This is a genomic window from Sphingomonas sp., from assembly GCF_045810705.1.
Taxonomy (GTDB): Bacteria; Pseudomonadota; Alphaproteobacteria; order Sphingomonadales; family Sphingomonadaceae; genus Sphingomicrobium.
Genome location: NZ_JBJMVI010000002.1, coordinates 244,553 through 271,248, shown reverse-complemented (window position 1 = coordinate 271,248; position 26,696 = coordinate 244,553). Strand labels below are relative to the sequence as shown.

24 protein-coding genes are annotated in these 26,696 nt (G+C 65.9%); 13 read left to right on the top strand and 11 right to left on the bottom strand.

Going from position 1 to position 26,696, the window contains the following annotated elements; translation table 11 throughout:
* The 5 genes from ileS to ACJ8FR_RS01320 form a co-directional block, all read left to right on the top strand.
* Positions 1–2,644, top strand: a 2,644-nt coding sequence (ileS, locus tag ACJ8FR_RS01340) for an isoleucine--tRNA ligase (RefSeq protein ID WP_407826798.1), incomplete at its 5' end; no start/stop codon positions are given.
* A 156-nt stretch (positions 2,645–2,800) separates the two neighbouring features.
* Entirely contained in the window at positions 2,801–3,319 is a 519-nt protein-coding gene (lspA, locus tag ACJ8FR_RS01335; RefSeq protein WP_407826797.1) for a signal peptidase II, read from the top strand.
* A complete protein-coding gene (locus tag ACJ8FR_RS01330; protein WP_407826796.1) occupies positions 3,312–3,722 on the top strand; it encodes a DUF3035 domain-containing protein in 411 nt (136 codons plus the stop codon). The genes lspA and ACJ8FR_RS01330 overlap by 8 nt, the downstream gene beginning before the upstream one ends.
* Before the next feature lie 16 nt (positions 3,723–3,738).
* Positions 3,739–4,290 (top strand): winged helix-turn-helix domain-containing protein, encoded by a 552-nt coding sequence (locus tag ACJ8FR_RS01325; RefSeq protein ID WP_407826795.1) that lies wholly within the window; start codon positions 3,739–3,741, stop codon positions 4,288–4,290.
* A 35-nt stretch (positions 4,291–4,325) separates the two neighbouring features.
* Positions 4,326–4,685 (top strand): hypothetical protein, encoded by a 360-nt coding sequence (locus ACJ8FR_RS01320; RefSeq protein ID WP_407826794.1) that lies wholly within the window; start codon positions 4,326–4,328, stop codon positions 4,683–4,685.
* Here the strand turns inward: ACJ8FR_RS01320 and ACJ8FR_RS01315 are convergent.
* A complete protein-coding gene (locus ACJ8FR_RS01315) occupies positions 4,682–5,512 on the bottom strand; it encodes a sulfurtransferase (RefSeq protein ID WP_407826793.1) in 831 nt (276 codons plus the stop codon). The genes ACJ8FR_RS01320 and ACJ8FR_RS01315 overlap by 4 nt on opposite strands.
* A gap of 48 nt (positions 5,513–5,560) precedes the next feature.
* Here ACJ8FR_RS01315 and queF point away from each other — a divergent pair, with 48 nt between their 5' ends.
* Both queF and ACJ8FR_RS01305 read left to right on the top strand, forming a co-directional pair.
* Positions 5,561–6,007, top strand: a complete 447-nt coding sequence (gene queF / locus ACJ8FR_RS01310; RefSeq protein WP_407826806.1) for a preQ(1) synthase — start codon at positions 5,561–5,563, stop codon at positions 6,005–6,007.
* A 3-nt stretch (positions 6,008–6,010) separates the two neighbouring features.
* On the top strand, positions 6,011–7,027 hold the full coding sequence (locus ACJ8FR_RS01305) for a 2-dehydropantoate 2-reductase (RefSeq protein ID WP_407826792.1): 1,017 nt from the start codon (positions 6,011–6,013) through the stop codon (positions 7,025–7,027).
* On the opposite strand, the gene ACJ8FR_RS01300 is transcribed toward ACJ8FR_RS01305, so the two are convergent.
* Positions 7,024–9,066 (bottom strand): OPT family oligopeptide transporter, encoded by a 2,043-nt coding sequence (locus tag ACJ8FR_RS01300; protein WP_407826791.1) that lies wholly within the window; start codon positions 9,064–9,066, stop codon positions 7,024–7,026. The genes ACJ8FR_RS01305 and ACJ8FR_RS01300 overlap by 4 nt on opposite strands.
* 1 nt (position 9,067) lies before the next feature.
* Entirely contained in the window at positions 9,068–9,475 is a 408-nt protein-coding gene (locus ACJ8FR_RS01295; protein WP_407826790.1) for a nuclear transport factor 2 family protein, read from the bottom strand.
* A gap of 240 nt (positions 9,476–9,715) precedes the next feature.
* Here ACJ8FR_RS01295 and ACJ8FR_RS01290 point away from each other — a divergent pair, with 240 nt between their 5' ends.
* The gene (locus ACJ8FR_RS01290; protein ID WP_407826789.1) at positions 9,716–10,588 is read left to right on the top strand and encodes a hypothetical protein; all 873 of its coding nucleotides are present in this window, start codon (positions 9,716–9,718) and stop codon (positions 10,586–10,588) included.
* Positions 10,589–10,614: 26 nt separating this feature from the next.
* On the opposite strand, the gene ACJ8FR_RS01285 is transcribed toward ACJ8FR_RS01290, so the two are convergent.
* The 3 genes from ACJ8FR_RS01285 to hflK form a co-directional block, all read right to left on the bottom strand.
* Positions 10,615–12,144: a Do family serine endopeptidase gene (locus tag ACJ8FR_RS01285; RefSeq protein ID WP_407826788.1), complete on the bottom strand. Its 1,530-nt coding sequence runs from the start codon at positions 12,142–12,144 to the stop codon at positions 10,615–10,617.
* Positions 12,145–12,256: 112 nt separating this feature from the next.
* A complete protein-coding gene (gene hflC, locus ACJ8FR_RS01280) occupies positions 12,257–13,120 on the bottom strand; it encodes a protease modulator HflC (protein ID WP_407826787.1) in 864 nt (287 codons plus the stop codon).
* Positions 13,117–14,217 (bottom strand): FtsH protease activity modulator HflK, encoded by a 1,101-nt coding sequence (hflK, locus tag ACJ8FR_RS01275; protein ID WP_407826786.1) that lies wholly within the window; start codon positions 14,215–14,217, stop codon positions 13,117–13,119. Before hflK ends, hflC begins: the two co-directional genes overlap by 4 nt.
* A gap of 72 nt (positions 14,218–14,289) precedes the next feature.
* On the opposite strand from hflK, the gene ACJ8FR_RS01270 reads away from it, so the two are divergent.
* Together ACJ8FR_RS01270 and ACJ8FR_RS01265 are read left to right on the top strand one after the other, a co-directional pair.
* Positions 14,290–15,246 (top strand): Mrp/NBP35 family ATP-binding protein, encoded by a 957-nt coding sequence (locus ACJ8FR_RS01270; RefSeq protein WP_407826785.1) that lies wholly within the window; start codon positions 14,290–14,292, stop codon positions 15,244–15,246.
* 14 nt (positions 15,247–15,260) lie between these two features.
* A complete protein-coding gene (locus ACJ8FR_RS01265; RefSeq protein WP_407826784.1) occupies positions 15,261–15,698 on the top strand; it encodes a CoA-binding protein in 438 nt (145 codons plus the stop codon).
* On the opposite strand, the gene ACJ8FR_RS01260 is transcribed toward ACJ8FR_RS01265, so the two are convergent.
* Entirely contained in the window at positions 15,695–17,041 is a 1,347-nt protein-coding gene (locus ACJ8FR_RS01260) for a TldD/PmbA family protein (RefSeq protein WP_407826783.1), read from the bottom strand. The two genes, ACJ8FR_RS01265 and ACJ8FR_RS01260, sit on opposite strands and share 4 nt — an antisense overlap.
* Positions 17,042–17,053: 12 nt before the next feature.
* Positions 17,054–17,992, bottom strand: coding sequence for a 4-hydroxybenzoate octaprenyltransferase (ubiA, locus tag ACJ8FR_RS01255; protein WP_407826782.1), 939 nt, complete (start codon positions 17,990–17,992; stop codon positions 17,054–17,056).
* Here ubiA and ACJ8FR_RS01250 point away from each other — a divergent pair.
* The 3 genes from ACJ8FR_RS01250 to pip are packed head-to-tail and all read left to right on the top strand — an operon-like array spanning position 17,991 to position 21,134.
* Positions 17,991–18,743, top strand: coding sequence for a 16S rRNA (uracil(1498)-N(3))-methyltransferase (locus ACJ8FR_RS01250; protein ID WP_407826781.1), 753 nt, complete (start codon positions 17,991–17,993; stop codon positions 18,741–18,743). The genes ubiA and ACJ8FR_RS01250 overlap by 2 nt on opposite strands.
* A 49-nt stretch (positions 18,744–18,792) precedes the next feature.
* Positions 18,793–20,163, top strand: a complete 1,371-nt coding sequence (locus ACJ8FR_RS01245; protein ID WP_407826780.1) for a glutamate--cysteine ligase — start codon at positions 18,793–18,795, stop codon at positions 20,161–20,163.
* Between the two features lie 8 nt (positions 20,164–20,171).
* Positions 20,172–21,134 carry a prolyl aminopeptidase gene (pip, locus tag ACJ8FR_RS01240; RefSeq protein WP_407826805.1) on the top strand — a complete coding sequence of 321 codons (963 nt, stop codon included), beginning with the start codon at positions 20,172–20,174 and terminating at the stop codon, positions 21,132–21,134.
* Here the strand turns inward: pip and ACJ8FR_RS01235 are convergent, their stop codons facing one another.
* From ACJ8FR_RS01235 to ACJ8FR_RS01225, 3 genes are read right to left on the bottom strand one after another with little or no spacing between them, the layout of a single operon-like run.
* Positions 21,135–23,294: a penicillin acylase family protein gene (locus tag ACJ8FR_RS01235; protein WP_407826779.1), complete on the bottom strand. Its 2,160-nt coding sequence runs from the start codon at positions 23,292–23,294 to the stop codon at positions 21,135–21,137.
* Positions 23,287–25,773 (bottom strand): DNA ligase D, encoded by a 2,487-nt coding sequence (gene ligD, locus ACJ8FR_RS01230; protein ID WP_407826778.1) that lies wholly within the window; start codon positions 25,771–25,773, stop codon positions 23,287–23,289. The genes ACJ8FR_RS01235 and ligD overlap by 8 nt, the downstream gene beginning before the upstream one ends.
* 3 nt (positions 25,774–25,776) lie before the next feature.
* On the bottom strand, positions 25,777–26,679 hold the full coding sequence (locus ACJ8FR_RS01225) for a Ku protein (RefSeq protein ID WP_407826777.1): 903 nt from the start codon (positions 26,677–26,679) through the stop codon (positions 25,777–25,779).
* Positions 26,680–26,696 lie beyond the last annotated feature (17 nt).

Here is a 26,696-nt window from a genome sequence, read left to right as displayed (position 1 = left end):
CGCGCTCAACCACACGATCAAGGACATGGTGGTCCGGACGCAGACCCTGCTCGGCAAGGATGCGCCTTACGTGCCCGGCTGGGATTGCCACGGGCTCCCGATCGAGTGGAAGGTCGAGGAGCAGTACCGCAAGAAGAAGCTCAACAAGGACGAGGTGCCGGTCAGGGAGTTCCGCGCCGAATGCCGCGCTTATGCCCAGCATTGGGTCGACGTTCAGCGCGGGCAATTGAAGCGCCTCGGCATCAGCGCCGACTGGGACAAGCCCTATCTGACCATGGCCAAGGGCGCGGAAGCGACCATCGTCTCCGAATTGTTCAAGTTCGCCGAGACCGGCCAGCTCTACCGCGGCGCCAAGCCGGTGATGTGGTCGCCGGTCGAGAAGACCGCGCTGGCCGAGGCCGAGATCGAATATGAGGACATTGTCTCGACCCAGATCGATGTCGCGTTCGAGATCGTCGAGAGCCCGATACCGGAGCTGGTCGGCGCGCATGCGGTGGTGTGGACGACCACGCCGTGGACGATCCCGGTCAACCAGGCGATCGCTTACGGGCCAGACACACTCTACGTTCTCACGGAGTTCGGTGGACATAAGCTTCTGATTGCGGGGCAGCTCCTACTCGACGCGTTCAGAAGGTTTGAACCCGGCATCAAATTCCTAGAGCAGAACGCCGATGGCACCGGCATCTTCGATTCACCTAAAGTTCTTTGGAAAGGTGATGGATCGAAACTCGCGGGCACCATCGCCCGCCATCCGATGCACAAGCTCGGCGGGTTCTTCGCCAAGCCGCGGCCGTTTCTGCCCGGCGACTTCGTCACCACCGACCAGGGCACGGGCCTCGTCCACATGGCTCCGGATCATGGCGAAGACGATTTCGAGCTGTGCCGCGCGCACGGGATCGACCCGGTGTTCGCGGTCGATGCGGGCGGCTTCTATCGCGCCGATTGGCTGTGGCTCGGCGGCCAGGGCTCGGTCATCAACAACAAGTTCAACGCGCCCGACGGACCGATCTGCTCGGACCTGCGCAAAGCCGGCGCCTTGCTGGCCGCGAGCGCGGACTTCCAGCACAGCTATCCGCATAGCTGGCGGTCGAAGGCTAAGGTCATCTATCGCTGCACCCCGCAATGGTTCGTGGCGATGGACAAGCCGCTCGCGCATCTGTCGCCGCTGACCCGCGCCGAGCAGCGCTGGGAGAGCGAGGGCGGCGGGTCCAACGAGACGTTGGACGATCAACGGCCGACGCTTCGCCAACTCGCGATGAACGCCATCGCCGCGACCCGCTTCGTGCCCGAGAAAGGCCGCAACCGTCTCGCCTCGATGGTCGAGCAGCGCCCCGACTGGGTGCTCAGCCGCCAGCGCGCCTGGGGCGTGCCGATCGCCGTGTTCGTCGACACGAAGACCGGCGAGTTGCTCGTGGACCGCGAGGTCAACGCCCGCATCGTCGAAGCCGTGCGCCGCGAGGGCGTCGACGCGTGGGACGCGGCCAATGCCGCGCACTTCCTCGGCGACCGCAACCCGCAAGATTACGAAATGGTCGCCGACATCCTCGACGTCTGGTTCGACAGCGGTTGCACCCACGTGTTCACGCTCGAAAGCGGCCATTGGCCCGAGGAGCGCTGGCCGGCCGACCTCTATCTCGAGGGCTCCGACCAGCACCGCGGCTGGTTCCAGTCGTCGCTGCTCGAAAGCTGCGGAACGCGCGGCGGCGCCCCTTACGATGCGGTCCTGACCCACGGCTTCACGATGGACTCCAAGGGCCTGAAAATGTCCAAGAGCCTGGGCAATACGGTCAACCCGCTCGACCTGATGAAGGAATATGGCGCCGACATCCTGCGCCTGTGGGCATTGAGCGTCGACTTCACCGAGGACCACCGCATCGGCAAGGAGATCCTCGCCGGGGTCGCCGACCAGTATCGCAAGCTCCGCAATACCTTTCGCTATCTGCTCGGCGCCCTCGACGGATTCAGCGAGGAGGAACGACTCGACGACGTTTCCGCCTACCCCGAGCTCGAGCGCTACATGCTGCATTTGACCGGGGCGCTCGATCAGAAGCTGCGCAACGCGGTCGATGACTTCGACTTCAACACCTACGTCCGCGCGCTGACCGACTTCTGCAACGAGGATTTGAGCGCCTTCTATTTCGATATCCGCAAGGACAGCCTCTATTGCGACGCGCCCTCGTCGCTGAAGCGGCGCGCGTACCGGACCGTGCTCGACACCTTGTTCCACGCGCTGGTCCGCTGGCTGTCGCCAGTGCTGGTGTTCACGGCCGAGGAAGTCTGGGGCACGCGCTTCCCCGATGCCGGGTCGGTGCATTTGCTCGAATGGCCTGTGATTCCGCCGGTCGATGCCGACGAAGCGCGCTGGTCCGCATTGCGCACGCTCCGCACCGAGGTCACCGAGCGGATCGAGCCGCTTCGCCGCGACAAGATCGTCGGCTCGAGCCTCGAGGCCGAGGTCTGGGTGCCGAGCGACGAGGACCCCGAGCTGCTCGAAGAATTGTTCATCACCTCGACAGTCCACAACGGCGATTGGAAGGTGGTGAAGACCGAGAACTCCAAATGCGCGCGCTGCTGGCGCCATCGGCCGGATGTGGATTCCGCGACCGAGCTCGACACGCGCTGCGACCAGGTGGTGAATGGCTGAGGAAATCCTGTCCTACAGGCCGTCGCTTATGCAAGGTGACGTGATGGCCACTTCAGTCAGCTTCGCGATCCGCTCGTTCTTCCGGGTCGCTCGCGCGGGCGCGAGCACGGGCGCGCGTTGGATCGCTGCGTTTGCTGCGTTTCGCGGTGCTGGCCAATGAGGACGCGCTCCCTCGGCTACCTCGCTGCGCTGGTCGTGTTCGCGCTCGACCAGCTCGCGAAATGGCTTGTCACCGGCCCGCTCGGCGTCAACCGCGTCGGCGACCAGCTGGTGCTGCTGCCGATCTTCCAGTTCACCTACACCCAGAACAATGGCATTTCGCTCGGGCTGTTCAACGCGACGACCGAAGTCGGCCGCTGGATGCTGGTCGCGCTGACTTCGGCGATCGCCATCGGGGTCGCTTACTGGATGGGGCGCGAGAAGAACCGGATCGACCAGGTCGCGCTCGGCATGGTGCTTGGCGGCGCGCTCGGCAACATCCTCGACCGCGTGCGGCACGGCTATGTCGTCGATTTCGCCGACCTCCACTTTGGCGCGTGGCGGCCGTTTCTGATATTCAACGTTGGCGACGCGGCGATTAGCATTGCCGTCGCGATCCTGTTGCTGCGCGCCTTCGTGAGCCGTAAGGACCAATCAAAGGGCAGTGGCCCCGAGGAGACGATCGAACATGCGTAAAGCCTTATCCGCCCTGGTACTGGCGGCGGCCGTGACCACGAGCGGTTGCGGACTGAGCCGTTCCCACGCGAGCACGCCCGACGAGTTCGCGGTCGCGCGCAATGCGCCGCTGATCATTCCGCCCGACTTCAACCTGGCACCGCCGGTTGCGGGGACCGCGGGCCTGACGCCCGCGGAGGCGCAGCAGCAAGCGATCGACACCTTGTTCGGCGGTCCCGCGCCACGCAGTGCCGGCGAAACCAGCCTGCTCGACGCGGCCCGGCGCGGCGATGCCCAGCTCGGTATCCGCAGCCAGGTGGCTGACCCGGACACGCGGCTGGTCGACAAGGGCTCGACGACCGTGCAAATCCTGACGGCTCGACCGACCAGCACCAACGTCGCTTCGGCCCAGGCCGGCCAATAAGGAGCCAAGTCCAAGAATGGCCGATACCAACGTTCCTGCCCGCCTCGTCGAGATCGAATCGATGCTCGACCGCTCGCGCCGCCGCTTCGAGGAAGGCACCAAGCTGGTCGAGGACGCGCACACGCTGCTCGCCGACGTGCAGCAGGCGATCCTCGGTTCGCCCCGCACCGTTTCGCCCGAAGACAGCGAGGAGGCGGCGTCGAAGCTGCTTGCAAGCCTCAAGGCGAGCGGAAGCGAGATGCCCGACAGCCTGTGCGGCGGCCGACTCGCGGTCGACCAGATGCAGCGGCTGATCCGTATAGACGGGCACCCGATCGGGATCACCGAGATGGAATATCGCGTGCTCGAGCTGCTCGCCTTCGCGCGCAACAATGTCGTCACTCGTGCGATGCTGCTGAAGCACCTCTATCGCCGCGCCGACGACCAGCCGCAGCCCAAGATCATCGACGTGTTCATCTCCAAGCTGCGCAAGAAGCTCAGGAATGCCAGCGGCGGCGCGGAGTTCATCGAGACCATTCCCCAGCGCGGCTGGATCCTGCGCGACGTCGACGAGAAAAGCGGAGCTTAAGCTTTTCTTAGCTTTGCCGGGCTTAGCCCGGGCAGATGCTTCATTTGCTTCCGCAGCATGAGCCCGAGGCGCAGCCCGATTACGCCGAGGCCGTATCGCGGCTGGCCAGCGTCCGCCATGCGCTGCGGCTGGTCGACGGCGGCTTTGCCGCTGGACCGGCCGACGATCTGGACGCGGACGAGGAACTTGCGGCAGCCTGGCCGCAGGCCGGCGAAGCGCGCCACCGCTGGTTCGACCGGCGCTCGGCGCGTCTGGTCGAGACCGCCGCGACGGGGATCGAGGCCCTGCTCAGCCAGCGTCAGAAAGGCCGTGAGCCGCACCGCGCGGCAAGCGAGACTTTGGTGGGCGAAATCCGCCGCGAGCTCCGCGAGGTCGCCGGGATCGTCCTCGCCTAGGCGGGGCCAAGCACCTTCGGAGTCGCCGGGTCGGCGCCCCACTCGCTCCAGCTTCCGTCGTACAGCCGCGTGTCGTCGTTGCCGAGAAGGTGCGCGGCGAAAATCAGGCAGTTGGCGGTGACGCCCGAGCCGCAGCTGGCGACGAACGGCTGCGTCGGGTCCACGCCGGCTTCGGCGAACAGCTTGCGCAGTTCCTCGACCGACTTGAAGGTGCCGTCCTCGCGGTACAGCGAGCCGAACGGCAGGTTCCTCGCTCCCGGCGCATGGCCGGCGGCAACGCCGGGGCGAGGGTCCGGCTCGGTTCCTTCGAACCGCGGCCGCCCGCGGGCATCGAGCCACGGCAGGCCGGTGCCGCGGAGCAGCTGCCGCTTGGTGACCAATTCGTCGCGCTCCACCGCATCGAAAACGGCCTCCCGGGACGCTGGCTCGCCGCTCTCGGTCGGGCGGCCTTCCGCGACCCATTTCTGGAGGCCGCCGTCGAGGATCGCGACCTTCTGCGCGCCGAAATGGCGGAGCATGAACCAGCCGCGCGCCGCGGTTCGAACTGGCGAATTGTCGTAGACAATGATCCGGTCATCGCGGCCGACGCCGAGCCGTCCCATCGCCGCGCCGAACTCGGCTGCGCCGGGAAGCATGTGCGGCGCGGTGTCGGAACGGTCGCTGACTTCGTCAATGTCGAGAAAGCGCGCGCCGGGGATGTGGGCTGCGACAAACTCCTCATGCCCCTCACGGCCCGAGGAAGGCATGAACCAGCTCGAATCGACGACGACCAAGTCCGGTTCGCCGAGATGTTGCGCCAGCCAATCCGTCGAGACGAGGGAGTCCATCCGCCGAGGATAGGCGCGTCGCTTCACTGCTGCTAGGTGGCCCGCACGATGGAAACGCGCCACCTCGGCCAGCCCAGCACCCCGCCCGCTTCGCCCGATGAGGCGGTGCTCGATTATGTGCCCAACCCGCGGCCCGGCGCGCTCTATCTTGTTCGCTTCACCGCGCCGGAATTCACCTCGCTGTGCCCAGTCACGGGCCAGCCCGACTTCGCGCATTTGGTGATCGACTATGCGCCCGCCGAGACCATCATCGAAAGCAAGAGCCTCAAGCTGTTCCTCGGCTCGTTCCGCAGCCATTGCGGGTTCCATGAAGAGGTGACCGTCGGGATCGGCCAGCGGCTGACAAGCGAAATGAAGCCCAAATGGCTGAGGATCGGCGGCTATTGGTATCCGCGTGGCGGCATGCCGATCGACGTCTTCTGGCAGTCGGGATCGCCGCCCGATGGTCTGTGGCTGCCGGACCAGGGCGTGCAGCCGTATCGCGGGAGGGGTTAAGGCATGCCGGGGGGTTCCAAGATTGCCATTCTCGGCGCCGGCTCGATCGGCTGCTTCATCGGGGGCGCCTGGGTCGCATCCGGGCTTCCCGTGACTTTGATCGGCCGGCCCAAAATGTCCCAGGACGTCGACGCCTTTGGCCTGACCCTCACCGATTACGGTGGCTGGCAGGCGCGGCTCGCGCCGGGCGACGTCGACTACCGCTGCGGCCCGGAAGCCCTGCAAGATGCGCAAGTGATCGCGGTCACGGTCAAGAGCGGCGACACGGCCGTCGCCGCAGCGCAAATTGCCGAGCACGGGACGCCCGGCGCGCTGGTGATCAGCTTCCAGAACGGGGTGAGCAACGTCGATATGCTCGAACAGGGTCTCGGCGGCCGGTTCGAGGTTGCGCGGGGCATGGTTCAGTACAATGTCGCCTATCTCGGCAACGGCCGGTTCCACAAAGGCGTCGCCGGGAACCTGTACGCCGAGCAGCGCGCCGGTACGCGAGCGCTCGCCGACCGGATCGGCAGCGGCCCGGCGGCATTGAAGCTCAGCGACGACATGCTCGGCCTCGCCTGGGGCAAGCTGCTCATCAACCTCAACAATGCCGTGAATGCCCTTTCCGGCCGGACGTTGATCGAGGAGTTGAAGCAGCGCGACTATCGCCGCGTGTTCGCCGCCGCGATGCGCGAAGGGCTGGAGCTGCTCGAGCGAGCGGAGATCGAGCCTGCGGCGCCCGGGCCGACCTCGCCGACGAGCCTGCCGCGGATCATCAGCGCGCCGGACTGGCTGTTCAACCGCTTTTTCCTCAAACGCTGGAGAATCGACACGAAGGCGCGCTCGTCGATGGCCGACGACCTTGCCGCCGGGCGCACGACCGAAGTCGACTACATCAACGGGGAGCTGGTGCGGCTGGCCGAGCGCCTGCAGCGGGATGCGCCGGTCAATCGCGCCATCGTCGATCTCGTGCGCAAGGCGGAGGGCGGCGCGAAGGCGCTCGGCCCGGTCATGCTGCGAAAGGCCGTGCTCGGCCGCTAGTGGTAGGTGGCCTCGCTCGGCGTCGGCGCATCGTCGAACGCGGGCGCCACCGAGGCGCGTCCCTTGGTCCACAGATACAGCGCCGCAATCGCGATCGCGAAGACGACGAGGCTGACGACGATGACCGACGAATAAGGCTCGACCAGCGCGAGCACATTCGCGCTGTCGTTCGAGCCGGCTTTTTCCGCGCCGGCAACGGCGAAGGCATAGACCACGCCCATCAGGCTCTCGCCGACGATCAGGCCCGTGGCCATCAGCACGCCCATGCGCTCCGCGAACGCCGGGCTGCGCGCCGTCACCGCCCAGCGATTGTAGAACCAGCCGAGTACGGCGCCGACCGGGATCAGGAGGTCCGCTTCGAGCGGCAGATAGATGCCCATGCCGATGGCAAGCGGGGGCAGGTGGAGGCGCTTGCCTGAGGTCGCCTTCAGCACTTCGTCGATGATCACCGCGACGACGCCGATGACCGCGCCCTCGCCGATCAAGCCCCAGTCGAGGCTGCCGCCGAGCACGCCTTGCGCAATGGTCGATATGATCGCGGCCTGCGGCGCGGCCAGGGCCGTCGCCTTGGCGCCGGGCGCGCCCTGGAAGGTGAAAGCCGTGTTGAGCAGGTCGAGGATCGGCGGGATGACCAGCGCTCCGAAGACCACGCCGAGCACCAGCGCGACCTGCTGCCGCCACGGCGTCGCTTCGACGAGCTGACCGGTCTTGAGATCCTGCAGATTGTTGTTCGAAATAGTGGCAATGCCGAAGATGATCGCGGTGACGAACAGAGCGAAGGCAACCAGCGCCTTGGTCTGGTCCCCGCTGACGCCCGGAAAGAGCGCGGCGAGGATCAGCGCAATGCCGAGGACGGACAGGATACCCACGCCGGAAATCGGACTGTTGGAGGCGCCGATGAGGCCGGCCATGTAGCCGCACACGGCGGCAATCACGACCCCGGCGATGAGCGTGTAGACGATGCTGATGGCGATCGTCACGCCGGGGGCTTCGGCGATCGGCGCCGTGTTCCCGAACGCATAGAGCAACAGCCCGACGGGGATCATCGACAGAAGGATGGTCGCCGTGACGATCCCGATCGGGATGTCCCGTTCGGTCAGCGGCAGTTCGGCGCCCCGGCCCGCCTTGCGCTCGCGATTGGCGGCGAGCGCGCCGCGGATGCCCGCGACGATCGGTCCGATGATACGGAGGAGGGTCCAAATCGCCGCCACACCGATCGTGCCCGCGCCGACCATTCGCGCCTTCATCCGGAAGGCCGTGCTGACGAGCTTGTCGAGGTCACCGGCGGCCTGAGCGATCAACCCCGGGTCCTGCGTCCAGTGGGGTACGATGAACACCCAGCTGATCACCATGCCGACGACCATGGCGAGCCCGACCGCGAGGCCGACGAGATGGCCGACGCCGATCAGCGCCATCGAGAGGCTCGCAGAAATCCCCGATGCGCCCGAGCCGACGCGGAAGGTTTTCGCCGCGGCGTCGGTCAGCAGGCGCGTCTTGGCGAGGAGGAAGTAGAGTGCGGCGACGATTGTCGAGCCGCCGATCAGCACCAGCCCGCGGCGGTTCTCCTCGGCCCCGCCGACGCCGGCGCCGACCTTGAGCACCTCGGCCGCCGCGACGCCTTCGGGATAGGGCAGGTCCGTACCGGTGACGAGCGCGCGGCGCAGCGGTACCGAGTACATCACCCCGAGGATGCCGCCGATGCCGATGACGGCGACCGACAGCCAATAGGGGAAGCCCGTCCACCAGCCGACCATGATCAGTCCGGGCAGCACGAAGATGATCGCCGACAGCGTTCCCGCCGCCGAGGCGATCGTCTGGACGATGTTGTTTTCCTGGATGGTCGAATCGCGGAATGCCTTGAGCACCGCCATCGAGATCACCGCGGCCGGGATCGACGTCGCGAAGGTGATTCCGATCTTGAGTCCGAGGTAGACATTCGCGGCGGTGAACAGGACCGTGATCAGCGCTCCGAGGATGATCCCGCGGAGCGTCAGTTCCTTGACGATGCCGCCTGCGCTGCCCTCGGCCCGACTTGCCATCCTATGCTCCCTTCAGGTCAGGGCACGCGCCTGGCGGCGCCGGCGTCGAGTGGCGCCGGATCGCCTGCCAGCGGCCATCGTCCTTCACCCACACGTCGGTCAGCACGACGCAATCCTCGATCTGACGCCCGAGATATTTGAGACGCCAACGGGCGTGCACGGTTCCGATCATCACGTCCTTGAGCGCCGTTGCGTCCTGGACCTCGATATCGATCTCGAACACGTCGCGGCGCTGGATGGCGTCGAGCCATTCGTCGCGGCTCATCATGAACGGGCCGGTCGAGCGCGTTCCGATCAACACGAAATCCTGGTGCACCAGCGTCTGCAGCTGCTTTATATCCTTGCTGCACAACGCGTCGCGCCATTCGCGCTCGAGCCCCTCAATCACCTCCCACTTCGGATTGGCCACTCTGCTCGCTCTCCCGCGGCCTTCTTAATGCCGAAAGCCGATAATGCGAGTCACGGTAGCGCAACAATTCGGCCGCCGGAACCGGGGTCAGCGCCCGCGCATCAGCCCGCCGGGAATTCCCTCGCGGGAAAAAGGGATCGCAACTTTCGACCCGTTGATTCCCCGGCATATTGTGAGGCTGCGCCAGGCAGGTTAGGCTTTCCGTTCGTCGTGCACCAATGTCGATTGGAGGGTCTGAACATGTCCGACAACAAGCCAGCCGCAGAGACCGACGTCACCAAAGACTGGCAAGCGACGCACGGCCAGGCGTCGGCGGCCAAGCGTCTTCGCATTTTCGCGGGGCTCGCATGGATCGTTGCGATCGGCGGCGAGGTGTTCGGAATTGTTTTGCTCCGTCAGCACAAGTTCGACCACGGAAACCTCCCGCTGCTGATCGGAATCCTGGTCGGGATCGCGATCTTTGCCATTGCCGGCAGCCTGATGTGGAAGGCGGCCAACAAGCAGGATCCGGCGCGCGAATCCGATAAGGCCAGGTTCTTCTTCCAGAACCAGCTAGGCGCGATCATCACGCTGATCGCCTTCCTGCCGCTGATTGTCCTGATCTTCATGGACAAGGACATGGACCCAAAGAACAAGAAGATTGCGGGCGGTGTCGGTGCCGCCTTGGCTGTGGTCGCCACGTTGATCGGGGTGAGTTGGAAGCCGCCGTCGGTCGAGCAGTACACGAAGGACATGAACAGCTGCGCAGCCCAGATCAAAGCCCGTCAGCCGACCACCGCCTGTTCACCCGAGGTCGCCGCACAAGCCCAGGATATCGCCAAGGACTCCAATACGGTGGCTGAGGCAACGAAGGACGCCGCCCACCCGGCCGGTCAGGATGTCGTGTACTGGATCGCTCCGGAGAGCGGGGCCAAGACGTCCGCGACACCGCACGTCTTCCATATCTGCCAGGGCGTAAGTCCGCTGAACGGCAAGACCGTCAATCACGGATCAGTGACGGAGGCCTATTCGGAGAACGCCACGCGCATCACCAAGCAGATCGCGATGGAGCAGAAGCAGTGCGGCTTCACGGGTTCGAACGATAAGGCCGCCAGCCCACCGTCGGCAGGATAACCGTCGAAGCGGACGCGGCGCGCCGCCTACTTGGGCGCGATATTTACGCCCACGAACACCGCCGGCGTGGCGCCCCGCTGCACGAGCAGCAGCACGCTCGACCGGCCCGCCTTACGGGCGGCGTCGACCGCGGCGATCACCTGGGCCGGCGTGTTCACCGGCTGGTTGTTGACGGACACGATGAGGTCCCCGCGCTGGAGGCCCTGTTCGGCCGCGTTGGCGTTGGGATCAATCGCCGTGATGATCACGCCGTGCGCCGTCGGCGGAAGGCTCGCGGCACGCCCCAGTTCGGGCGTCAGCGGCGCCAGTGAGAGTCCGAGCGCGCGCTGCGGCGCATTCGGCGCGATCGCCGTTGCCCCGTCGCTGGTCGAGCCGCCGCCGCTGAGCCTGGCGAGCGCCTCTTCGGTCGGGCGCTGCGCGACTATCACGGTGACCGTTGCGTGGCGCCCAGCGCGGACGATCTCGAGCGGAACGCGCGATCCGACAGGACTGTTGGCGATCAGGTAGGATACGGTCTGGTCGGGCGTCACCTGCTGGCCGTTGACCTTCACGATCACGTCGCCTTGTTGCAGGCCCGCGCCGGCACCCGGACCGCCCGGCACGAGGGATCGGACGATCTCACCGCTGTCCTTGGGGATGCCAACCGAGGGCGCGAGATCCTCGTCGACCGGCTGCAGGCTGGCGCCGAGATAGCCACGGGACGGGCGCTGGCCGCGTATCAGCGCGTCGATCACCGGCTTGGCGGCTTCGGCGGGGATGGCGAGGCCGATGCCGACCGAAGCCCCGGTCGGCGAGATCAACGCCGAGTTGATCCCGATCACATTGCCGTTGAGGTCGAACATCGGGCCGCCGCTGTTGCCCATGTTGATCGCCGCGTCGGTCTGGATGTAGCGGTCGTAGGCGCCGACACCGGTAATGCCCCGGTGAAGCGCCGAGATGATCCCGGCAGTGACGGTGCCGCCAAGGCCGTACGGGTTGCCGATCGCCAGCACCCAGTCGCCGACCCGCGCCTTGGTGCTGTCGCCCCACTTCACGAACGGCAGGTTGCGGCCTTCGATCTTGAGCAAAGCGAGGTCCGAAGTCTCGTCCCGGCCCACGATCCGCGCGACATATTCGCGGCGATCGGTGGTGATCACCGTGACGCTGTCGACGGTGCCGGTGCCAGAGAGGCCCTGGATCAAGTGATTGTTGGTGACGACATAGCCGTCGGGCGAGATGATGAAGCCCGAGCCGAGCGAGCCGGCTTCGCGGGTCCTCGGCTGTGCGCCGCCGCCATTGTCGGTGCCGCCTTGCGGCTGGGTCGGATCGAAGCGGCGGAAGAATTCTTCGAACGGGTCGCTCTGCGCCTTCACCGCCACGCGCTGCTTGGTTGAAATGTTGACGACCGCGGGCTGCAGACGCGCGGCGAGGTCGGCGAACGACATCGGAGCGCCGGGGCGCGGGGCAAGCGCGGAGGGTTCGTTCTGCGCGATCTGGGCGCCGGCTTCGCCCGTGGCGAGCGAAAAGGCCGTCCCCCCGAGCAGCAGGGCCATTGCAACCCCGTAAGCGTAACGCACTTTTCCGGACTCCTTCGACGTCATCGATACTCCATCAATTCGGGTGAGACGCAAGGCGCTAATGTCCTCGCCGCATGAACCACCTTTGAACGCTTTGGGGTCCAACAACCGCTTAACGCGGGCGTCCACTGAATTCCTTCAAATAGTCATTCTGCGGCGACAGAACGACGGTCGTCGGCGCAAGTTTGTCCTGCCCATTGGGCACGAACGTCGTGCGATAGCTCTGCATCGCGCGGTAGAAATCGTAGAAGTCCGGGTCCTTACCGAAACTGGCGGCATAAGTCTGCGCAGCCTCCGCGTCGGCTTCGGCGCGGATGATCGCGGCCTGCTTTGCGCCCTGCGCCTGGATCGACCGGGCCTCCTGCTCACGCGCGGTCCGCATGCGGTCGAACGCCGCCGCCAGTGGGGCGCCGTCGGGCAGATCGGTCCGCTTGATCCGGACGTCGATGATCTCGACGCCATATTGGCGCGCGATCCGATTGAGCGACGTGCGCACGCTGTCCATGATGCCCTGCCGCTCCGGCGTCAGCAGCGCCGCAAACTCGATGCGGCCGAGCTCGTTGCGGACTTCGGACCCGAGGATCGGGCGCAGCTGCTCGGTCAGCTGTTCTTCGTTGCCTGCGCGAATGTACATCAGCGTCGGATCGATGATCCGATAGCGCGCGAAGGCATCGACCTGAAGGCGTCGCTGGTCGGTCGACAGCACCTGCTGCCGCTGCATGTCGACGTCCTGGACGCGCTTGTCGATCCACACCAATTGCTCGGCAAAAGGAATGCGCCAGTTGATGCCCGCGCCTGCGGTACCGATCGGCCTCCCCGGCTTGTACTGGTTGTAGATGCGGACCGGCTTGCCGAAGCGGACCACCACCGCCTGCTTCGTCTCCGGGATGATGGGGAAGCTGCCGAGCAGCAGGAGGAGAAATACGAAGGCGCCGATCGCGGTGAGCAGCGGGTGCCTGCGGAAGGTATCCGTCATTGCTGCGGCTCCTCCTGCTGCTGCTGCTTCTTGACTTCAGGAAGCGGCAGATAGGGGGTGACGCCCGGAACCTCGACAATCGTCTTGTCGACCTTCGAGAGCACCTGCTCCATCGTTTCGTAATACATCCGCCGGCGGGTGACTTCGGGCGCCAGCTTGTACTGCGCGTAGACCTTGTCGAAAGAGGTCGCCTCGCCCTGCGCCTTTTGGCGCAGCTGCAGCGAATAGGAGTTCGCGCTGTTGATGTAGGATTGCGCCTGCTGCTGCGCCGCGGTGACCTGCTTGAACGCGTCGTTGACGGCGTCCGGCGGGTCGGCCTGCTTGATCGCGATGCCCTGCACCTGGATGCCCGAACGGTAGGAATCGAGGATGCGCTGCATGCTCTGGGCCGCCTGCGCTTCGATCTCCGCGCGTCGGTCGCCCATAGCGTCATTGAGCGTGACCTGGCTGACGACCGCGCGCATCGCGCTTTCCGCGACCTCGCGGATGGTCTCGTCGGGCTGCGCCATCTGGAACAGGTAGAGTTCCGGCGTGCGGATGTTCCACCGAACCGAATAAGCAAGGTCGATGAGGTTCTGGTCGCCCGTCAGCATCAAATCGTCGGCGGTCGACGAGCCAAGGTCGATCGACTGGATCTTTTCGACGTCGAGCTTCTTGACCCGCTCGATCGGCGAGGGAAGCGTAAAGCCGACACCGGGGCCGAGCGTGCGGCTGTAGCGGCCGAGTTGAGTGACCACGCCGCGCTGTCCCGGAGAGATCGAGTGCGTGCTCGTGAAGACTAGCCAGATCAGAACGAACCCGACCACTCCCCACAGGATCAACGAGCGGCTGGGCAGGCCGGGAAGTCCGCCGCCGCCATCACCACCGAACCGCGCCCGGCTTCGCCGAAACAACTCCTCGAGCGCCGAGCCGTTGGGCCCGGCAAGGGTTCCGCGGCGGGTACGGCGCGGGGGCTCGCCCCACGGCCCGCTGCCATGCTCACTATCGTCGGGCGCCGGAGCGTCACCGCGACCTTCGCTGCTGGTTGGCCCCCATGGACCCTTGGTGTCGGTGAACAGGCCGCGGACGCGGCTGCCCAGCCCCGAAATAATCGTCATCGCCGGCGAATATAGAGGCGCGGCGCGCGAAATACAGTGGCAAGCGCGCCTGACCTTCCTATGTCCCTGGCCATGGAGCATCCCGCCGACCCGCTGACGGGCCTACCGCATGACGAGCGGATCCGCTCGCGCAAGCTCGCCGGCGGGGTCGCAACCATCATCGTCGATGCGACCGGGCTGCCCAAGGACGAGGCGAGCGGGATCGAGGAAGACATCCGCTCGGCCGCCAGCGCAACGGCGGGCGTCAGCGAAGTGCGGATCGCGATGACGGCGGCGCAACCGCATCGCACGCTGATCGCGATCGGCAGCGGCAAAGGCGGGGTGGGCAAGTCGACCGTGTCCGCGAACCTCGCGATCGCGCTCGCGAGGGCCGGCAAGAAGGTCGGGCTGATCGACGCCGATGTCTATGGCCCATCGCAGCCGACGCTTCTCGGGACACACGACAAGCCGACTGCCGAGAATGACAAGCTGCTTCCAGTGCCGGCTCACGGCATCCGCTTTCTGTCGCTCGGCCAATTGGTCTCGCCCGGTCATGCGCTTGCCTGGCGCGGGCCGATGGCCACGGGGGCGCTCGCCAACCTGCTCGACGCCGAGTGGGGCGACGCCGAGCTTCTGCTGGTCGACCTGCCGCCCGGCACGGGCGACGTCCAATTGACGCTGATCCAGCGCTCGCGGCCCGCGGGGGCAGTGATCGTCTCAACGCCGCAGGACCTCTCGCTGATCGACGCGCGCCGCGCCGTCGACCTGTTCAACAAGACCAGCGTGCCGGTCCTCGGCATCATCGAGAACATGGCGACGTACGTCTGTCCCCATTGCGGCGAGGAGTCGCATCCGTTCGGCAGCGGCGGGGCGGAAGCTGCGGCAGCCGAGATGGGCGTGGCCTTCCTCGGCCGCTTGCCGCTTTCGGTTGGAATCCGCGAAGCTTCGGACGCCGGCAACCCTCCCGCCGCCGCCGATGACGCCGACGGGCAGGCCTTCGCGGCAATCGCAAGGAAACTGCTCGAGGCGTTGGAAACACCGGTCCATTGAGAGGTTATCAGCACATGCCACTTACCCGTGACGAGGACATCCGCGAGCTTCTGACGAACGCGCGCACGATTGCGATGATCGGCGCGTCCGACCGGCCCGACCGCCCGTCTTACGGGGTGATGAAGTTCCTCCAGGACTGGGGTTATCGCGTGCTCCCCGTGAACCCGCAGATCACCGGCGAACATGTCCACGGCGAATTCGTCTGGCGCGAGCTCGCCCAGATTGGCGTCCCGATCGACATTGTCGACATCTTCCGCCGGCCCCAAGCCGCCGCCGAAGCGGTCGACCAGGCGATCTTCGTTGGCGCCAAGGCGGTGTGGATGCAGATCGGCGTCATCAACGAGGAGGTCGCGGCCAAGGCCGAGGCCGCTGGCCTGAAGGTCGTCATGGACCGCTGCCCGAAGATCGAGATCCCGCGGCTTGGCGTGCCGCGAGTCTCAAGCGACGCCTAGGCCGCGCCGACCGTCATCTCCGGAATCAACAGCGTCGGCGCATCAATACCGCGGCGGAATTCGAGGTCCGAAGCCGGCTCCAGCGTGGCGAACATGTCGACGAGGTTCGAAGCGATGGTGATCTTCGACACCGGCTCGGAAATTTGCCCGCCGCGGATCATGAAACCGACCGCGCCCCGGCTATAGTCGCCGGTCACCGGGTTCACGCCCTGGCCGATCAGCTCAATGATCAGCACGGCTTCCGGAAATGTCGCGAGCAGGTCGTCCCGACTACGCGTTCCCGCCGCGAGGTAGAGGTTGCTTGGCGAAGCGCTCGGTGCGCCGCCGACGCCGCGCGAAGCATGGCCCGTCGGCTGAATCCCAAGCTGGCGCGCCGAAGCGCTCTCGGCGATCCATTGGTTGAGCATCCCGTTCGAAACAAGCTCCTGCCGCGCGACGCGGACGCCCTCGCCGTCGAACGGTCGCGAACGAAGCCCGCGCGTGCGAAGCGGGTCGTCGACGATTGTAACTCCGCTCGCGAACACCGCCTGCCCAAGCTTGTCCTGGAGGAAGCTGGTCTTGCGGGCGATGGCCGAGCCGCTGATCGCGCCGCAAAAATGGCCGAGCAGCGTCGAGGACACGCGGGGGTCGAACAACACCGGATATTTTCCCGGCTTGGGCCGCGTGGGATTCAAGCGTTTCACGGCGCGCTCGCCGGCGCGGCGACCGATGTCGGCAGCGCTTTCGAGATCGTCGAGATGATGCGCGCTGTGCCACGCATGGTCGCGCTGCATCGCGGCGCCCTCGCCGGCAATGACGGACACAGAGCAACCGTGGCCGGTGGTCCGGTAGGATCCCGAGAAGCCGCCGGAGGTCGCCAGTGCGACGATCGAAGCGGAGGTGCTCGCGCCGGCCCCGCCCGAGTTGGTAATTCCGGGGATGGCGAGCGCCGCCTTCTCCGCCTGAAGCGCGCGCGCCCTGAGCGCGATGGAGTCGGGCTCGCAACCATCCACGACGTCGAGGAACGGCAAATCGCCGCGTTGCAGCAACTCGCCGGGCGCGAGGCCGGCGAACGGGTCTTCGGGCGCTTCGCGCGCCATCGCCAGGCAGCGCTCCACGAGCGTTACGAGCGCTTCGTCCGAAAGGTCCGAGGAAGCGGCCGTCGCCGAGCGCTGTCCGACGAACAGGCGCAGGCCGATCTCTTCGCCTTCGGACCGGCTCACGCCCTCGATCTCGCCCAGCCGGACCTGAACGCCGGACGAGCCTTGGCCGACGTAAAGCGCATCTGCGGCTGTTGCGCCGGCCGCGATGCCGCGTTCCACAAGCGCCTCGGCAATCGTCCTGGCTTTGTCGGGGGAAAGCATGAGCGGCGCGCCCTAGCGCGCGGAAAGGCCGACGACCAGCACGGCGAGGAAAACCAGCAGGCCGCATGTCCGGTTCGAGCGGAACAGCTTCAGCGCGAGCTCGCCGTCGTCGGGATTGGCTCGCGCGACCTGGCCGACGAGGTGAAGCGCCGCGGGGGCGAGGGCAACCAGCGCGACCAAGTCAGGCCGGACCGTCCACACGGCTGCACCCCACAGCAGCAGGGCGATCGCGTAGCAAACGCCCACCCCGAGCGGCGCCTTGTTGCCCAGCCGCCGCGCCGAGGATTTGACGCCGACCAGCGCGTCATCTTCCTTGTCCTGGATCGCGTAGAGCGTGTCGTAGCCGATGACCCAGGCGATGGTCCCGAACCAGAGCAGCAGTGGCGGCAGCGAAAGGCTGCCGGTTACGGCCGGCCAGCCGACCAATGCTCCCCATGAAAAGACCAGCCCGAGCCATGCCTGCGGCCACCAGGTGATGCGCTTCATGAACGGATAGGCCACGACCGGCGCAAGGCTGACAAGCGCGACAAGCGCCGCGACCCACTTCAGTTGCAAGAGAACGAGAAGACCGAGCAGGCACAGCACGCCGATGAGCAGCCATGCCGATGCGACGGACACGCGCCTGCTCGCCAAAGGCCGAAGGCGGGTGCGCTCGACCTGCCGGTCGAGATCGCGGTCGACGATGTCGTTGTAGACGCAACCGGCGCTGCGCATCGCGAACGCGCCGAGGAACAGCCATCCGAACAGGTCCCAGCGCCCGCCCACGCCGGCAAGCGCGACGCTCCACGCACAGGGCCAGTAGAGCAGCCAGGTGCCGATCGGCCGGTCGAGACGCATCAGGCTGGCGTAGGGTCTCAGCCCCACCGGCAGCGCGCCGATGAAGCCGCGCCGCTCGCTGTCGGGGACAATGTCTGTGGCGGTCACCAGCGCACCTAAGTAGGAGGCAGCCATGCCCGCAACCCCCGCCTGGCCGCCCAGGAGCCTGCCGCGCTTGTTTGTCAGGACCGCGCTAAGCGACGGCGCTCGCGTCGAGCTCGACGCCAGGCAGGCCAATTACCTCGGCAATGTGATGCGGCTAGATGTCGGCGCCGAGCTGCTGGTGTTCGACGGGCAGTCAGGCGAATGGCTGGCGCGGATCGCCGATGCGGCGAAGAAACGGATGACATTGACCGTTGAGCGCTGCACGCGCGACGCCGAGCCCGCGTCCGACGTCTGGCTCGCCTTCGCGCCGGTGAAGCGTGCACAAACCGACTGGCTGGTCGAGAAAGCCACCGAGCTCGGAGCGGGGGGGCTGATGCCGGCGCTGACGCAGCGCACCATCGCGCAACGCGTCAAGCTGGAGCGGCTCGAAGCAATAGCAATCGAAGCCGCCGAGCAATGCGGCCGCACGCGCCTGCCCGACATCGCCGAACCACTCAGTCTCACGAAGCTTCTCGCTACGCGCGATCTCGGGCGGCGCCTCTATTTTGCCGACGAGGCCGGCGGCGAGCCGGCTGCCAGCGCTTTCGAGGCCGGTCCCGCACTGCTGCTGACCGGACCCGAAGGCGGTTTCACCAATGAGGAACGCACGCTTATCCGAGCAGCGAGCAATACGGTTGCCATTTCGCTCGGGCCCCGCATCCTTCGGGCCGAGACCGCTGCGCTCGCCGCGCTCGCCGTCTTCATGGCGGTTGCCGGCGATTGGCGGCTTGTCGAATCATAAGCCGGAAGTGCTGGCGTCGTTACGGGCGCACGGGTAAGCGCCGCCAGCCATGACGACCCGGACCGACGACAGCGCGAGCCCGCTCATCGAGAGCCGCGACGATCTGCTGTCGGTCTTTGCCGGCGGCGAGAAGCCGCCCGAGCGCTGGCGGATCGGCACCGAGCACGAGAAGTTCGTTTACCGCCTCGACGATCACCGCGCGCCGTCATGGGATGAACCCGGCGGCATCCGCGACCTGCTCCTCGGCCTCACCGAGTTCGGGTGGGAGCCGGTGCTCGAGAACGGCAAGGTCATCGCGCTCGAGGGCGAGGATGGCAATGTCAGCCTCGAGCCTGCGGGCCAGTTCGAACTGAGCGGCGCGCCGCTCGAGAACCTTCATCAGAGCTGCGCCGAGTCCGGCCGTCACCTGCAGCAATGCAAGGCGGTCGGTGACCGGCTCGGTCTCGGCTTCCTCGGCCTCGGCATGTGGCCCGACAAGACCCGGGCCGAACTGCCGGTCATGCCCAAGGGCCGCTACAAGATCATGCTCAATTACATGCCCAAAGTCGGCAGTCTGGGCCTCGACATGATGCTTCGCACCTGTACCATTCAGGTAAATCTAGACTATAGTTCTGAAGCCGACATGGTGAGGAAGTTCCGCGTCGGACTTGCGCTCCAGCCGGTTGCTACGGCGCTGTTCGCCAACTCGCCGTTCACCGAAGGCAGGCCCAACGGCTACAAGAGCTTCCGCAGTCACATCTGGGAGGACACCGACCCGGACCGCACCGGCATGCTGCCCTTCGTGTTCGAGGACGGCTTCGGCTACGAGCGCTACTGCGACTACGCGCTGAACGTCCCGATGTATTTCGTCTATCGCGACGGACAGTACATCGACGTCGCCGGCGAACGCTTCCAGGACTTCATCGACGGCAAGCTGCCGCAGCTGCCGGGTGAAAAGCCGACCATCACCGACTGGAATGACCATCTGTCGACCGCCTTCCCCGAAGTGCGGCTCAAGAGCTTTCTCGAGATGCGCGGCGCCGATGGGGGGCGCTGGAGCCGGATCTGCGCGCTGCCCGCTTTATGGGTCGGGTTGCTCTACGACTCCCAAGCGCTGGACGACGCGTGGGAGCTGGTGAAACACTGGCGCATCGCCGAACGCGAGACGCTTCGCCACGACGTGCCCAAGCTCGCGCTCGAGGCGGTCACTCCCGACGGCGAGACGATGCGCGAGTTCGCCGGCCGCGTGCTCGACATCGCCGCCGGCGGGCTCACCCGCCGCGCGCGCCTGAACAACGCGGGCGACAATGAAGGCGGCTTCCTCGACCCGTTGCGCGATGTGGTCGCAACCGGCATGACTCCGGCCGACCGGCTGCTGCACAAGTATGAACACGAGTGGGGCGGCGACGTTTCCCACATCTACGAGGAGTTCAGCTTCTGATGGACGCGATGAGCCCCAAGCGCCGGACGCTGTACCCTGCGATCGAGCCGTATGAGAGCGGGATGCTCGACGTCGGCGACGGTCATCGCCTCTACTGGGAGCTGTGCGGAAACCCCAACGGAAAGCCGGCGGTCTTCCTCCACGGTGGCCCCGGTGGCGGGTCGAGCCCCGATCATCGCCGGCAGTTCAACCCCGACAAGTACAAGATCCTGGTGTTCGACCAGCGCGGCTGCGGCAAATCCACACCTTATGCGAGCCTCGAGAACAACACGACCTGGGACCTCGTCGAGGACATCGAGAAGCTTCGAACTCAAATCGCCAAAGTCGAAAGATGGCAGGTGTTCGGCGGCAGCTGGGGCTCGACCCTCGCGCTCGCTTATGCCGAGGCCTATCCCGATCGAGTCACCGAACTGGTGCTGCGCGGCATCTTCCTGTTCGACCAATATGAGATCGACTGGATGTACAGGGAGGGCGGCGCCTCACAAATCTATCCCGACAAGTTCGAAGAGTTCCTCTCAGCCGTTCCCGAGGGCGAACGCGACGACCTCGTCGAGGCCTATCGCAAGCGGCTGACGGGCGGGGATCCGGGCATCCAGCTCGCCGCAGCCAAGGCGTGGAGCAAGTGGGAAGGCGACATCGTGACGCTGCTCCCCAGCCCCGAAACGATCGAGCATTTCACATCGCCCGAGGTCGCCGTTGCCGTCGCCCGGATCGAGAACCATTACATGGCGACGCACGGCTGGCTCGAGGAAGGCCAGCTGCTGCGCGGCGCCGAAAAACTGCGCGGCATCCCCGGCGTGATCGTCCAGGGGCGCCACGACACCTGCACGCCGCCAATCGCCGCATGGAAGCTGAAGGCAGCGTGGCCCGAAGTCGAGCTCAACATCATTCCCGACGCCGGACATTTGTTCAGCGAGCCGGGCAACCTCGACGCACTGGTTCGGGCGACCGACAAGTTTGCCGGGATCTAGTCACTCGCCCGGATGATAGACCCGCTCGGTGTGGCCTTTGAGCTGCTCAGGATAGAAATAGACCTCGCGCAAATCGCCTGAAGCATAGCGCTGAGCCTGATCGTTGAAGTGCGGCGAGGTGGGGTTGCTGCTCTCGCCCCCAGCGGTGACGGCGTGAGCCCGGACGCGCTTGCCGAACTCCACCGCAGCGACGAAGCTGTTGCCGTAATTGCCGTACCAGCGCTTGGTCCCCGGCTTCTGCTCGGAGCGAAGCGAGGCGAGCGAGCCGTAGCTGCCCTCCGCGAACGGCACCGCAAGGCTCGGCGCGCGGTCGCTGTAGGGCGGGTTGATCGCCGGCGAGATGCGCTGAATCCGGTTGATCTCGCCCCATGGCACCTGCCAGCGGCCGAAGTCCCCGTTCAGCCGGGCGACCGCGGCGGAAAGCGCGCGCAGCTTCTGCTCTGGCGTGGTGTCGCGGGCGAGGCGCATCATAACCTTGTTGCCAGGCTCCGACTTTGGCGCGTTGAGCTCCTTCTTCAGCGCCGCGCCCCACAACATCGCGAGCGACTGCGCGACCGAGTCCGCGCTCCATCGGTAGCTCCACGAGCGCAGAACGGCGATCGGAGCGCCAAGTTGAGCCTTGCGCGGGTCGCCGGACGGGAGCGCGTCGTAGGCGTGCACGAGCGACGGGATGAGCAGCGCGAAGCCGGGCTGATAGCTGTCGTAGGCCGCGCGCTGGAGCTTTTCGAGCGTCCAGCCGCTGCTTCCCGTGAGAAGTTGCTGCGCGTGGAGACCGCGGAAATTCTCGCCGTCGGTGTCCATGTACTTGGGAAAGCGCGGGGGATCGGCGCTGTTCGGGCCGGCGGCGCGATATGGCCAGGCATTGGTGTTCTGGACCCAGCCGACGCTAGGCGTCAGCACGCTCGGAAGCTCGATCAACGCATGAAGCCCGCGCCAATCGGTCGTCGGGTCGCTGCCGTCGACGGGCCGGGTGTAATCGAAGCGATCGTCGCGCCTCGGGACGAACTGCGGGTGGAGGTAGGCGATCTCGCCGCGATCGTCCGCGAACAGAGTGTTGTTCGAACTGTTCGCCTTGAACCGGTCGGCGATGCCCAGGAACGACGTTAAGTCGGTTGTTTTGGTCCTGAGGAAGCTCTGCTGCAGCGCTTCGACGGGTTTGTCCATCATCGCAAACGCAATCCAGCGGCCGTCCGCCGAGCGGACGATGGGGCCGTGGTGCGTGCGGTAGGTGATGACGCTGCGAGTGCCGAACGTTCCATCGGCCTTGCGATAGCGGACCGTCACGGGCCGGACACCGATCGGCCGGCAGGTCTGGCCGTACCGATAGCAATAACCATTGCCGCGCCGCTCGACCTTCTCGGCGAACTCGTCGACATTATCGATCCCGCTCGACGTGTGCATCCAGCCAGCATGGGCGTTGAAGCCCTGGTAGATGAAGAACTGACCCCAGGTCGCCGCACCGTAAACATCGAGCCCCTGGTCGCTTCGGACCTGCAGCTCGGAACGGAAGAAGTGGCTTGTATGCGGGTTGATCAGCAGCAGCGACGAGCCATTCGCGGTCAGCTTTGGCGCGATCGCGATGCCGTTGGAGCCCTGGCGCTCGCGCCACGGCGCCAACGCTGCTGCAATCGGCCTTCCTGAATAAAAGGCCTTGAGCTGGTCGAGGTCGATCCGCTCGATGTCGCCACCAATGCTGCCTTCGGTGAACGACAGCGCCATCCACGGCTCGAAACGGGTGATTGCGCGCGGGTGCACGGCCGGGTGCGTGGCAAGGAAGTCATTGAGGCCGTCGGCCCAGGCATCCATCAACCGCCGCATCGGAGCGGGGCTGCGCGCATAATCGGCCTTCAATTCGCTGTCGCTGACATAGAGCCGCGCGCGCAAATCCTGCCACATCGCCTTTTCGCCGTCCGCTTCGGCGGTGTGTCCGAGGTTGGTCAGGTAATTGGCCTCGATGCGCGGGAAGTCGTCCTCGGCCTGGGCGTAGATCATCCCGAAGACGGCGTCGGCGTCGGTTTTGCCGTGGACGTGCGCGATGCCCCAATCGTCGCGCGTGATGGTCACTCGACTTGCCTCGGCTCGCCATCGCGCAAGATCGGCCGGCGACGCGGCTGTGAGCAGGAAAAGGAGTGGAAGGAGGGCGGCGGCGGTCTTACGCATTCGGCAAGGCTTGCTTCGCCTTCCCCCAATCCGCAAGCGCCTTCGACGACGCACGATCGATCAGCTCCTCGGCATCGCGGATGGTGAAGTGGTTGCCGCCCTGATAGCGGTCGAGGTCTTCCCAGGCGATCGGAGCGGCCACCGGCGCGCCTTCGCGTGCCCGGGCCGAATAAGGCATCACCGCGGTCGACCCACGCTGGTTGCGCAGCCAGTCGAGGAAGATCCGTCCCTTGCGCTGAACCTTGCGGATATTGGCGGTGAACATCTCCGGCTCGGCCTCGGCGATGGCGCGGCTGAATCGTTCGGCGAAGTCGGAGACGGCCGGCCAGTCTGCAGAGGCGTCGAGCGGCGCGACCACGTGCAGCCCCTTGCCGCCCGACAGCAAGGGGAAGGTCTTGAGCCCGAGGTCGGCAAGCAGAGCGCGCAGCCGCGCCGCCGCCTGCTTGACCTTGGCGAAATCGAGCCCGACGTCGGGATCGAGGTCGAACACCAGCCGGTCGGGGTGCTCGATGTCGTCGCTCCGGCTGCCCCAGCCGTGGAACTCGACCGTTCCCATCTGGACGCAGGCGAGGAGGCCGCGGACATCGTCGAAATAGAGATAGTCCTGGACGTCGCCCTTCTTCTCGCGGACCGGGACGTGCTTGACGTGTTCGCCGAACGTCCCGCTGTCATGCTTCTGGAAGAAGCATTTCTTCGACCGCCCCTGCGGGCAGCGGATCAAGGTCATGGGCCGATGCGCCGCATCGACCATGATCAGCGGGTCGACCGCCGCATAATAATTGGCGAGGTCGCCTTTTGTCAGACCGTCCTCCGGATAGATGATCCGCTCGGGACTGCTGATGGCGATGCCGAAGCTCTCCGGCGTCGGCCGCTCGGCCTTCGTCTCCGATTTCCTGAGATGCGTGGGAGTTTCGACGACCACCTCGCTGGCCGGCTTGTCCTCGCGCAGGCCGACGAAGCTCGGGTGCCTCAGGATACCCTCGTTGGTGAATTCGGTGAAGGCGATCTCGGCGACCAGTTGCGGCTTCATGAAATGCGCGCCCTTGCGATCGGCACGGGGGACCGCGACTGGCGCCTTGTCCGTTTCGAGCGGCCTGAAGCGCTCCATCAGCTCCTCGATCAGCTTGCCGCTGAAGCCGGTGCCGACCTTGCCGACATAGGTCAGCTTGCCATGCTCACGCGCGGCCAGCAGCAATGAGCGGAAGCCGAGGCGCTTATCGCTCTCGGACCAGCCGACGAGGACGAATTCCTGGCGCTGGATACACTTGATCTTGAGCCAGTTGCGCGTGCGCGTCCCCTTGTACGGGGCACTGGCTTTCTTGGAGATGATGCCTTCGCCGCGCTGCTTGCAAACCTGCTCGAACATGGCTTCGCCGCGCCCCACCACATGATCGCCGTAGATGATCGGCGGGGACACGCCCTCGAGCAGCGCAGCCAGACGCTGCTTGCGTTCGATGTTGGGAAGGCGGCGAATGTCCTCACCCCGGTCGATCAGCAGGTCGAAGGCGTAAAAGACGAGGTTGGCGCCTTTCTGATCCTTGAGCGTGGCCTGCAGCAGCTGGAAGCTGGGCTTGCCGCTATCGTCGATCGCAACGGCCTCGCCGTCGATCAGGCATCCGGCAGGCAGCTTGACCGCGGCCTTGACCAGCGCCTTGAATTTGTCGCTCCAGTCCTTGCCGTTGCGCGTCCATGCCGTGGCGACGCCTTCGCCCACAGCGAGCAGCAGCCGGTAGCCGTCATATTTATACTCGTGGATCCATGAATTTCCGGTCGGAACTTCGTCGACCAGCGTCGCCAGCTGCGGCTCCTCGAACGGCGGCGGCGCAACGCTCGGCTTGCGCTTTCCGCGACCGCCCTTCTGCCCGCCGCGGTTGGAGCGCCACACGTCGGCGCCGGCAGCGATCTCGGCCATGGTCCGGCCGGTCGTGACGCTGGTCACCTCATTGTCGACCAGCGCGTCACCATTTTCCGCATCGGCGAATTCGTCAGTGACTTTCTTGAGCATCCACGGCTCGGCCTTTTCGCCCGGGCGGGGCTTCAGGCGGAACATCACCCATTCGCCCTTCATCCTTTCGCCTTCGAGGGTGAAATGGAGGTGCCCCTCCCCGATGGTCTTGCTCGGGTCCTTGCCGGGCTCGGGAATCCAGCGGCCGTCGTCCCACAGCATGACCGTGCCGCCGCCATATTCGCCCTTGGGAATGGTGCCTTCAAAGGTGCCGTAATCGAGCGGATGGTCCTCCGTCCGCATGGCGAGGCGCTTCTCGTCGGGATCGAGGCTGGGGCCCTTGGGCACCGCCCAGCTCTTCAAGACGCCGTCGAGCTCGAGCCGGAAGTCCCAGTGCAGGCGCGACGCGTCGTGCTTCTGGACGACAAAGCTGTCGCCCTTGCCCTTGAGCTTGCGCCCGCGCGGCTCCTTGGTCCTCGAGAAGTCGCGCTTGCGGTTGTAGGTTTCGATGTCGAGCGGGACGCGCTTGGCCATGGCTTACGCCCGCTTGCGCGCCGCGGCATTGACCGGTTCCTTCTTCTTGGCTGTCCGCTTCGGTGGTGCCTTCTTCGCGGCCGATTTCTTCTCCTTGCCGCGGCCTTCCGCTTCGCGGTCACCGAGGCTCTTCTTAAGCGCCGCCATAAGGTCGATCACGTTCGAGCCCTTGGGCGGGCCGGCGTCGGCGTCCGGATCCTCGATGATCTTCTCGCCCTTCTTCTTCTGCTTCTCCTCGATCAGGCGATGAAGCGCATCGACATAGCGATTGTGAAATTCCCTGGGATCGAACTCGCCGGCTTTGCGCTCGATCAGCATCGACGCCATGTCGAGCAGGTCGGGGTCGGGCTTGTGGTCGCCGATGTCGCGGAAGAAACCGGAAGCCTTGTTGACCTCATCGGCGTAGCGCAGCGTTTCCAGCACCAGGCCGCGGTCGAACGGCTTCAAGGCGACGACATATTCCTGGCCGCGCATTGCCAGCTGGCCCACGCCGACTTTCTTCGCCGCCCTCAACGCGTCGCGCAACACGACATAAGCCTCCTCGGCAAGGTCGTCGGCGGGCACGACATAATAAGGCTTGTCGAAATACATCGGCTCGATGTCGTCCTCATCGACGAATTCGACGAGGTCGAGCGTCCTGCGGCTTTCCAGCTTGACGCTCTCGATCTCCTCCGGGTCGAGGAGGACATAATGGCCCTTAGAAACCTCATAGCCCTTGACGATCTCGTCGCGGTCGACCGGTCCCACGCCCGGCACCACTTTTTCATATTTGATGCGCTTGCCGGTCGGTTCGTGGACCTGGTGGAACTGGATCTGTGCCCCGCTTCGGGTCGCCGGGAAGAGTTCCACTGGGATGGACACCAGCGCCAGCCGGATTTGCCCTCGCCAGATCGCGCGCGCAGCCATGAATCGTCTCCTTTTCG

Coding starts and splice junctions, on each gene's coding strand:
- pip (WP_407826805.1), top strand. CDS start 20,172: ATGAGCCCCAAGCGCCGGACGCTGTACCCTGCGATCGAGCCGTATGAG.
- ACJ8FR_RS01235 (WP_407826779.1), bottom strand. CDS start 23,294: ATGCGTAAGACCGCCGCCGCCCTCCTTCCACTCCTTTTCCTGCTCACA.
- ACJ8FR_RS01225 (WP_407826777.1), bottom strand. CDS start 26,679: ATGGCTGCGCGCGCGATCTGGCGAGGGCAAATCCGGCTGGCGCTGGTG.
- ubiA (WP_407826782.1), bottom strand. CDS start 17,992: ATGGCTGCCTCCTACTTAGGTGCGCTGGTGACCGCCACAGACATTGTC.
- ACJ8FR_RS01325 (WP_407826795.1), top strand. CDS start 3,739: ATGGCCGATACCAACGTTCCTGCCCGCCTCGTCGAGATCGAATCGATG.
- ACJ8FR_RS01300 (WP_407826791.1), bottom strand. CDS start 9,066: ATGGCAAGTCGGGCCGAGGGCAGCGCAGGCGGCATCGTCAAGGAACTG.
- ACJ8FR_RS01250 (WP_407826781.1), top strand. CDS start 17,991: ATGCCCGCAACCCCCGCCTGGCCGCCCAGGAGCCTGCCGCGCTTGTTT.
- ACJ8FR_RS01315 (WP_407826793.1), bottom strand. CDS start 5,512: ATGGACTCCCTCGTCTCGACGGATTGGCTGGCGCAACATCTCGGCGAA.
- ACJ8FR_RS01270 (WP_407826785.1), top strand. CDS start 14,290: ATGGAGCATCCCGCCGACCCGCTGACGGGCCTACCGCATGACGAGCGG.
- ACJ8FR_RS01330 (WP_407826796.1), top strand. CDS start 3,312: ATGCGTAAAGCCTTATCCGCCCTGGTACTGGCGGCGGCCGTGACCACG.
- ACJ8FR_RS01265 (WP_407826784.1), top strand. CDS start 15,261: ATGCCACTTACCCGTGACGAGGACATCCGCGAGCTTCTGACGAACGCG.
- ACJ8FR_RS01320 (WP_407826794.1), top strand. CDS start 4,326: ATGCTTCATTTGCTTCCGCAGCATGAGCCCGAGGCGCAGCCCGATTAC.
- queF (WP_407826806.1), top strand. CDS start 5,561: ATGGAAACGCGCCACCTCGGCCAGCCCAGCACCCCGCCCGCTTCGCCC.
- ligD (WP_407826778.1), bottom strand. CDS start 25,773: ATGGCCAAGCGCGTCCCGCTCGACATCGAAACCTACAACCGCAAGCGC.
- hflC (WP_407826787.1), bottom strand. CDS start 13,120: ATGACGGATACCTTCCGCAGGCACCCGCTGCTCACCGCGATCGGCGCC.
- hflK (WP_407826786.1), bottom strand. CDS start 14,217: ATGACGATTATTTCGGGGCTGGGCAGCCGCGTCCGCGGCCTGTTCACC.
- ACJ8FR_RS01245 (WP_407826780.1), top strand. CDS start 18,793: ATGACGACCCGGACCGACGACAGCGCGAGCCCGCTCATCGAGAGCCGC.
- ACJ8FR_RS01260 (WP_407826783.1), bottom strand. CDS start 17,041: ATGCTTTCCCCCGACAAAGCCAGGACGATTGCCGAGGCGCTTGTGGAA.
- ACJ8FR_RS01305 (WP_407826792.1), top strand. CDS start 6,011: ATGCCGGGGGGTTCCAAGATTGCCATTCTCGGCGCCGGCTCGATCGGC.
- ACJ8FR_RS01290 (WP_407826789.1), top strand. CDS start 9,716: ATGTCCGACAACAAGCCAGCCGCAGAGACCGACGTCACCAAAGACTGG.
- lspA (WP_407826797.1), top strand. CDS start 2,801: ATGAGGACGCGCTCCCTCGGCTACCTCGCTGCGCTGGTCGTGTTCGCG.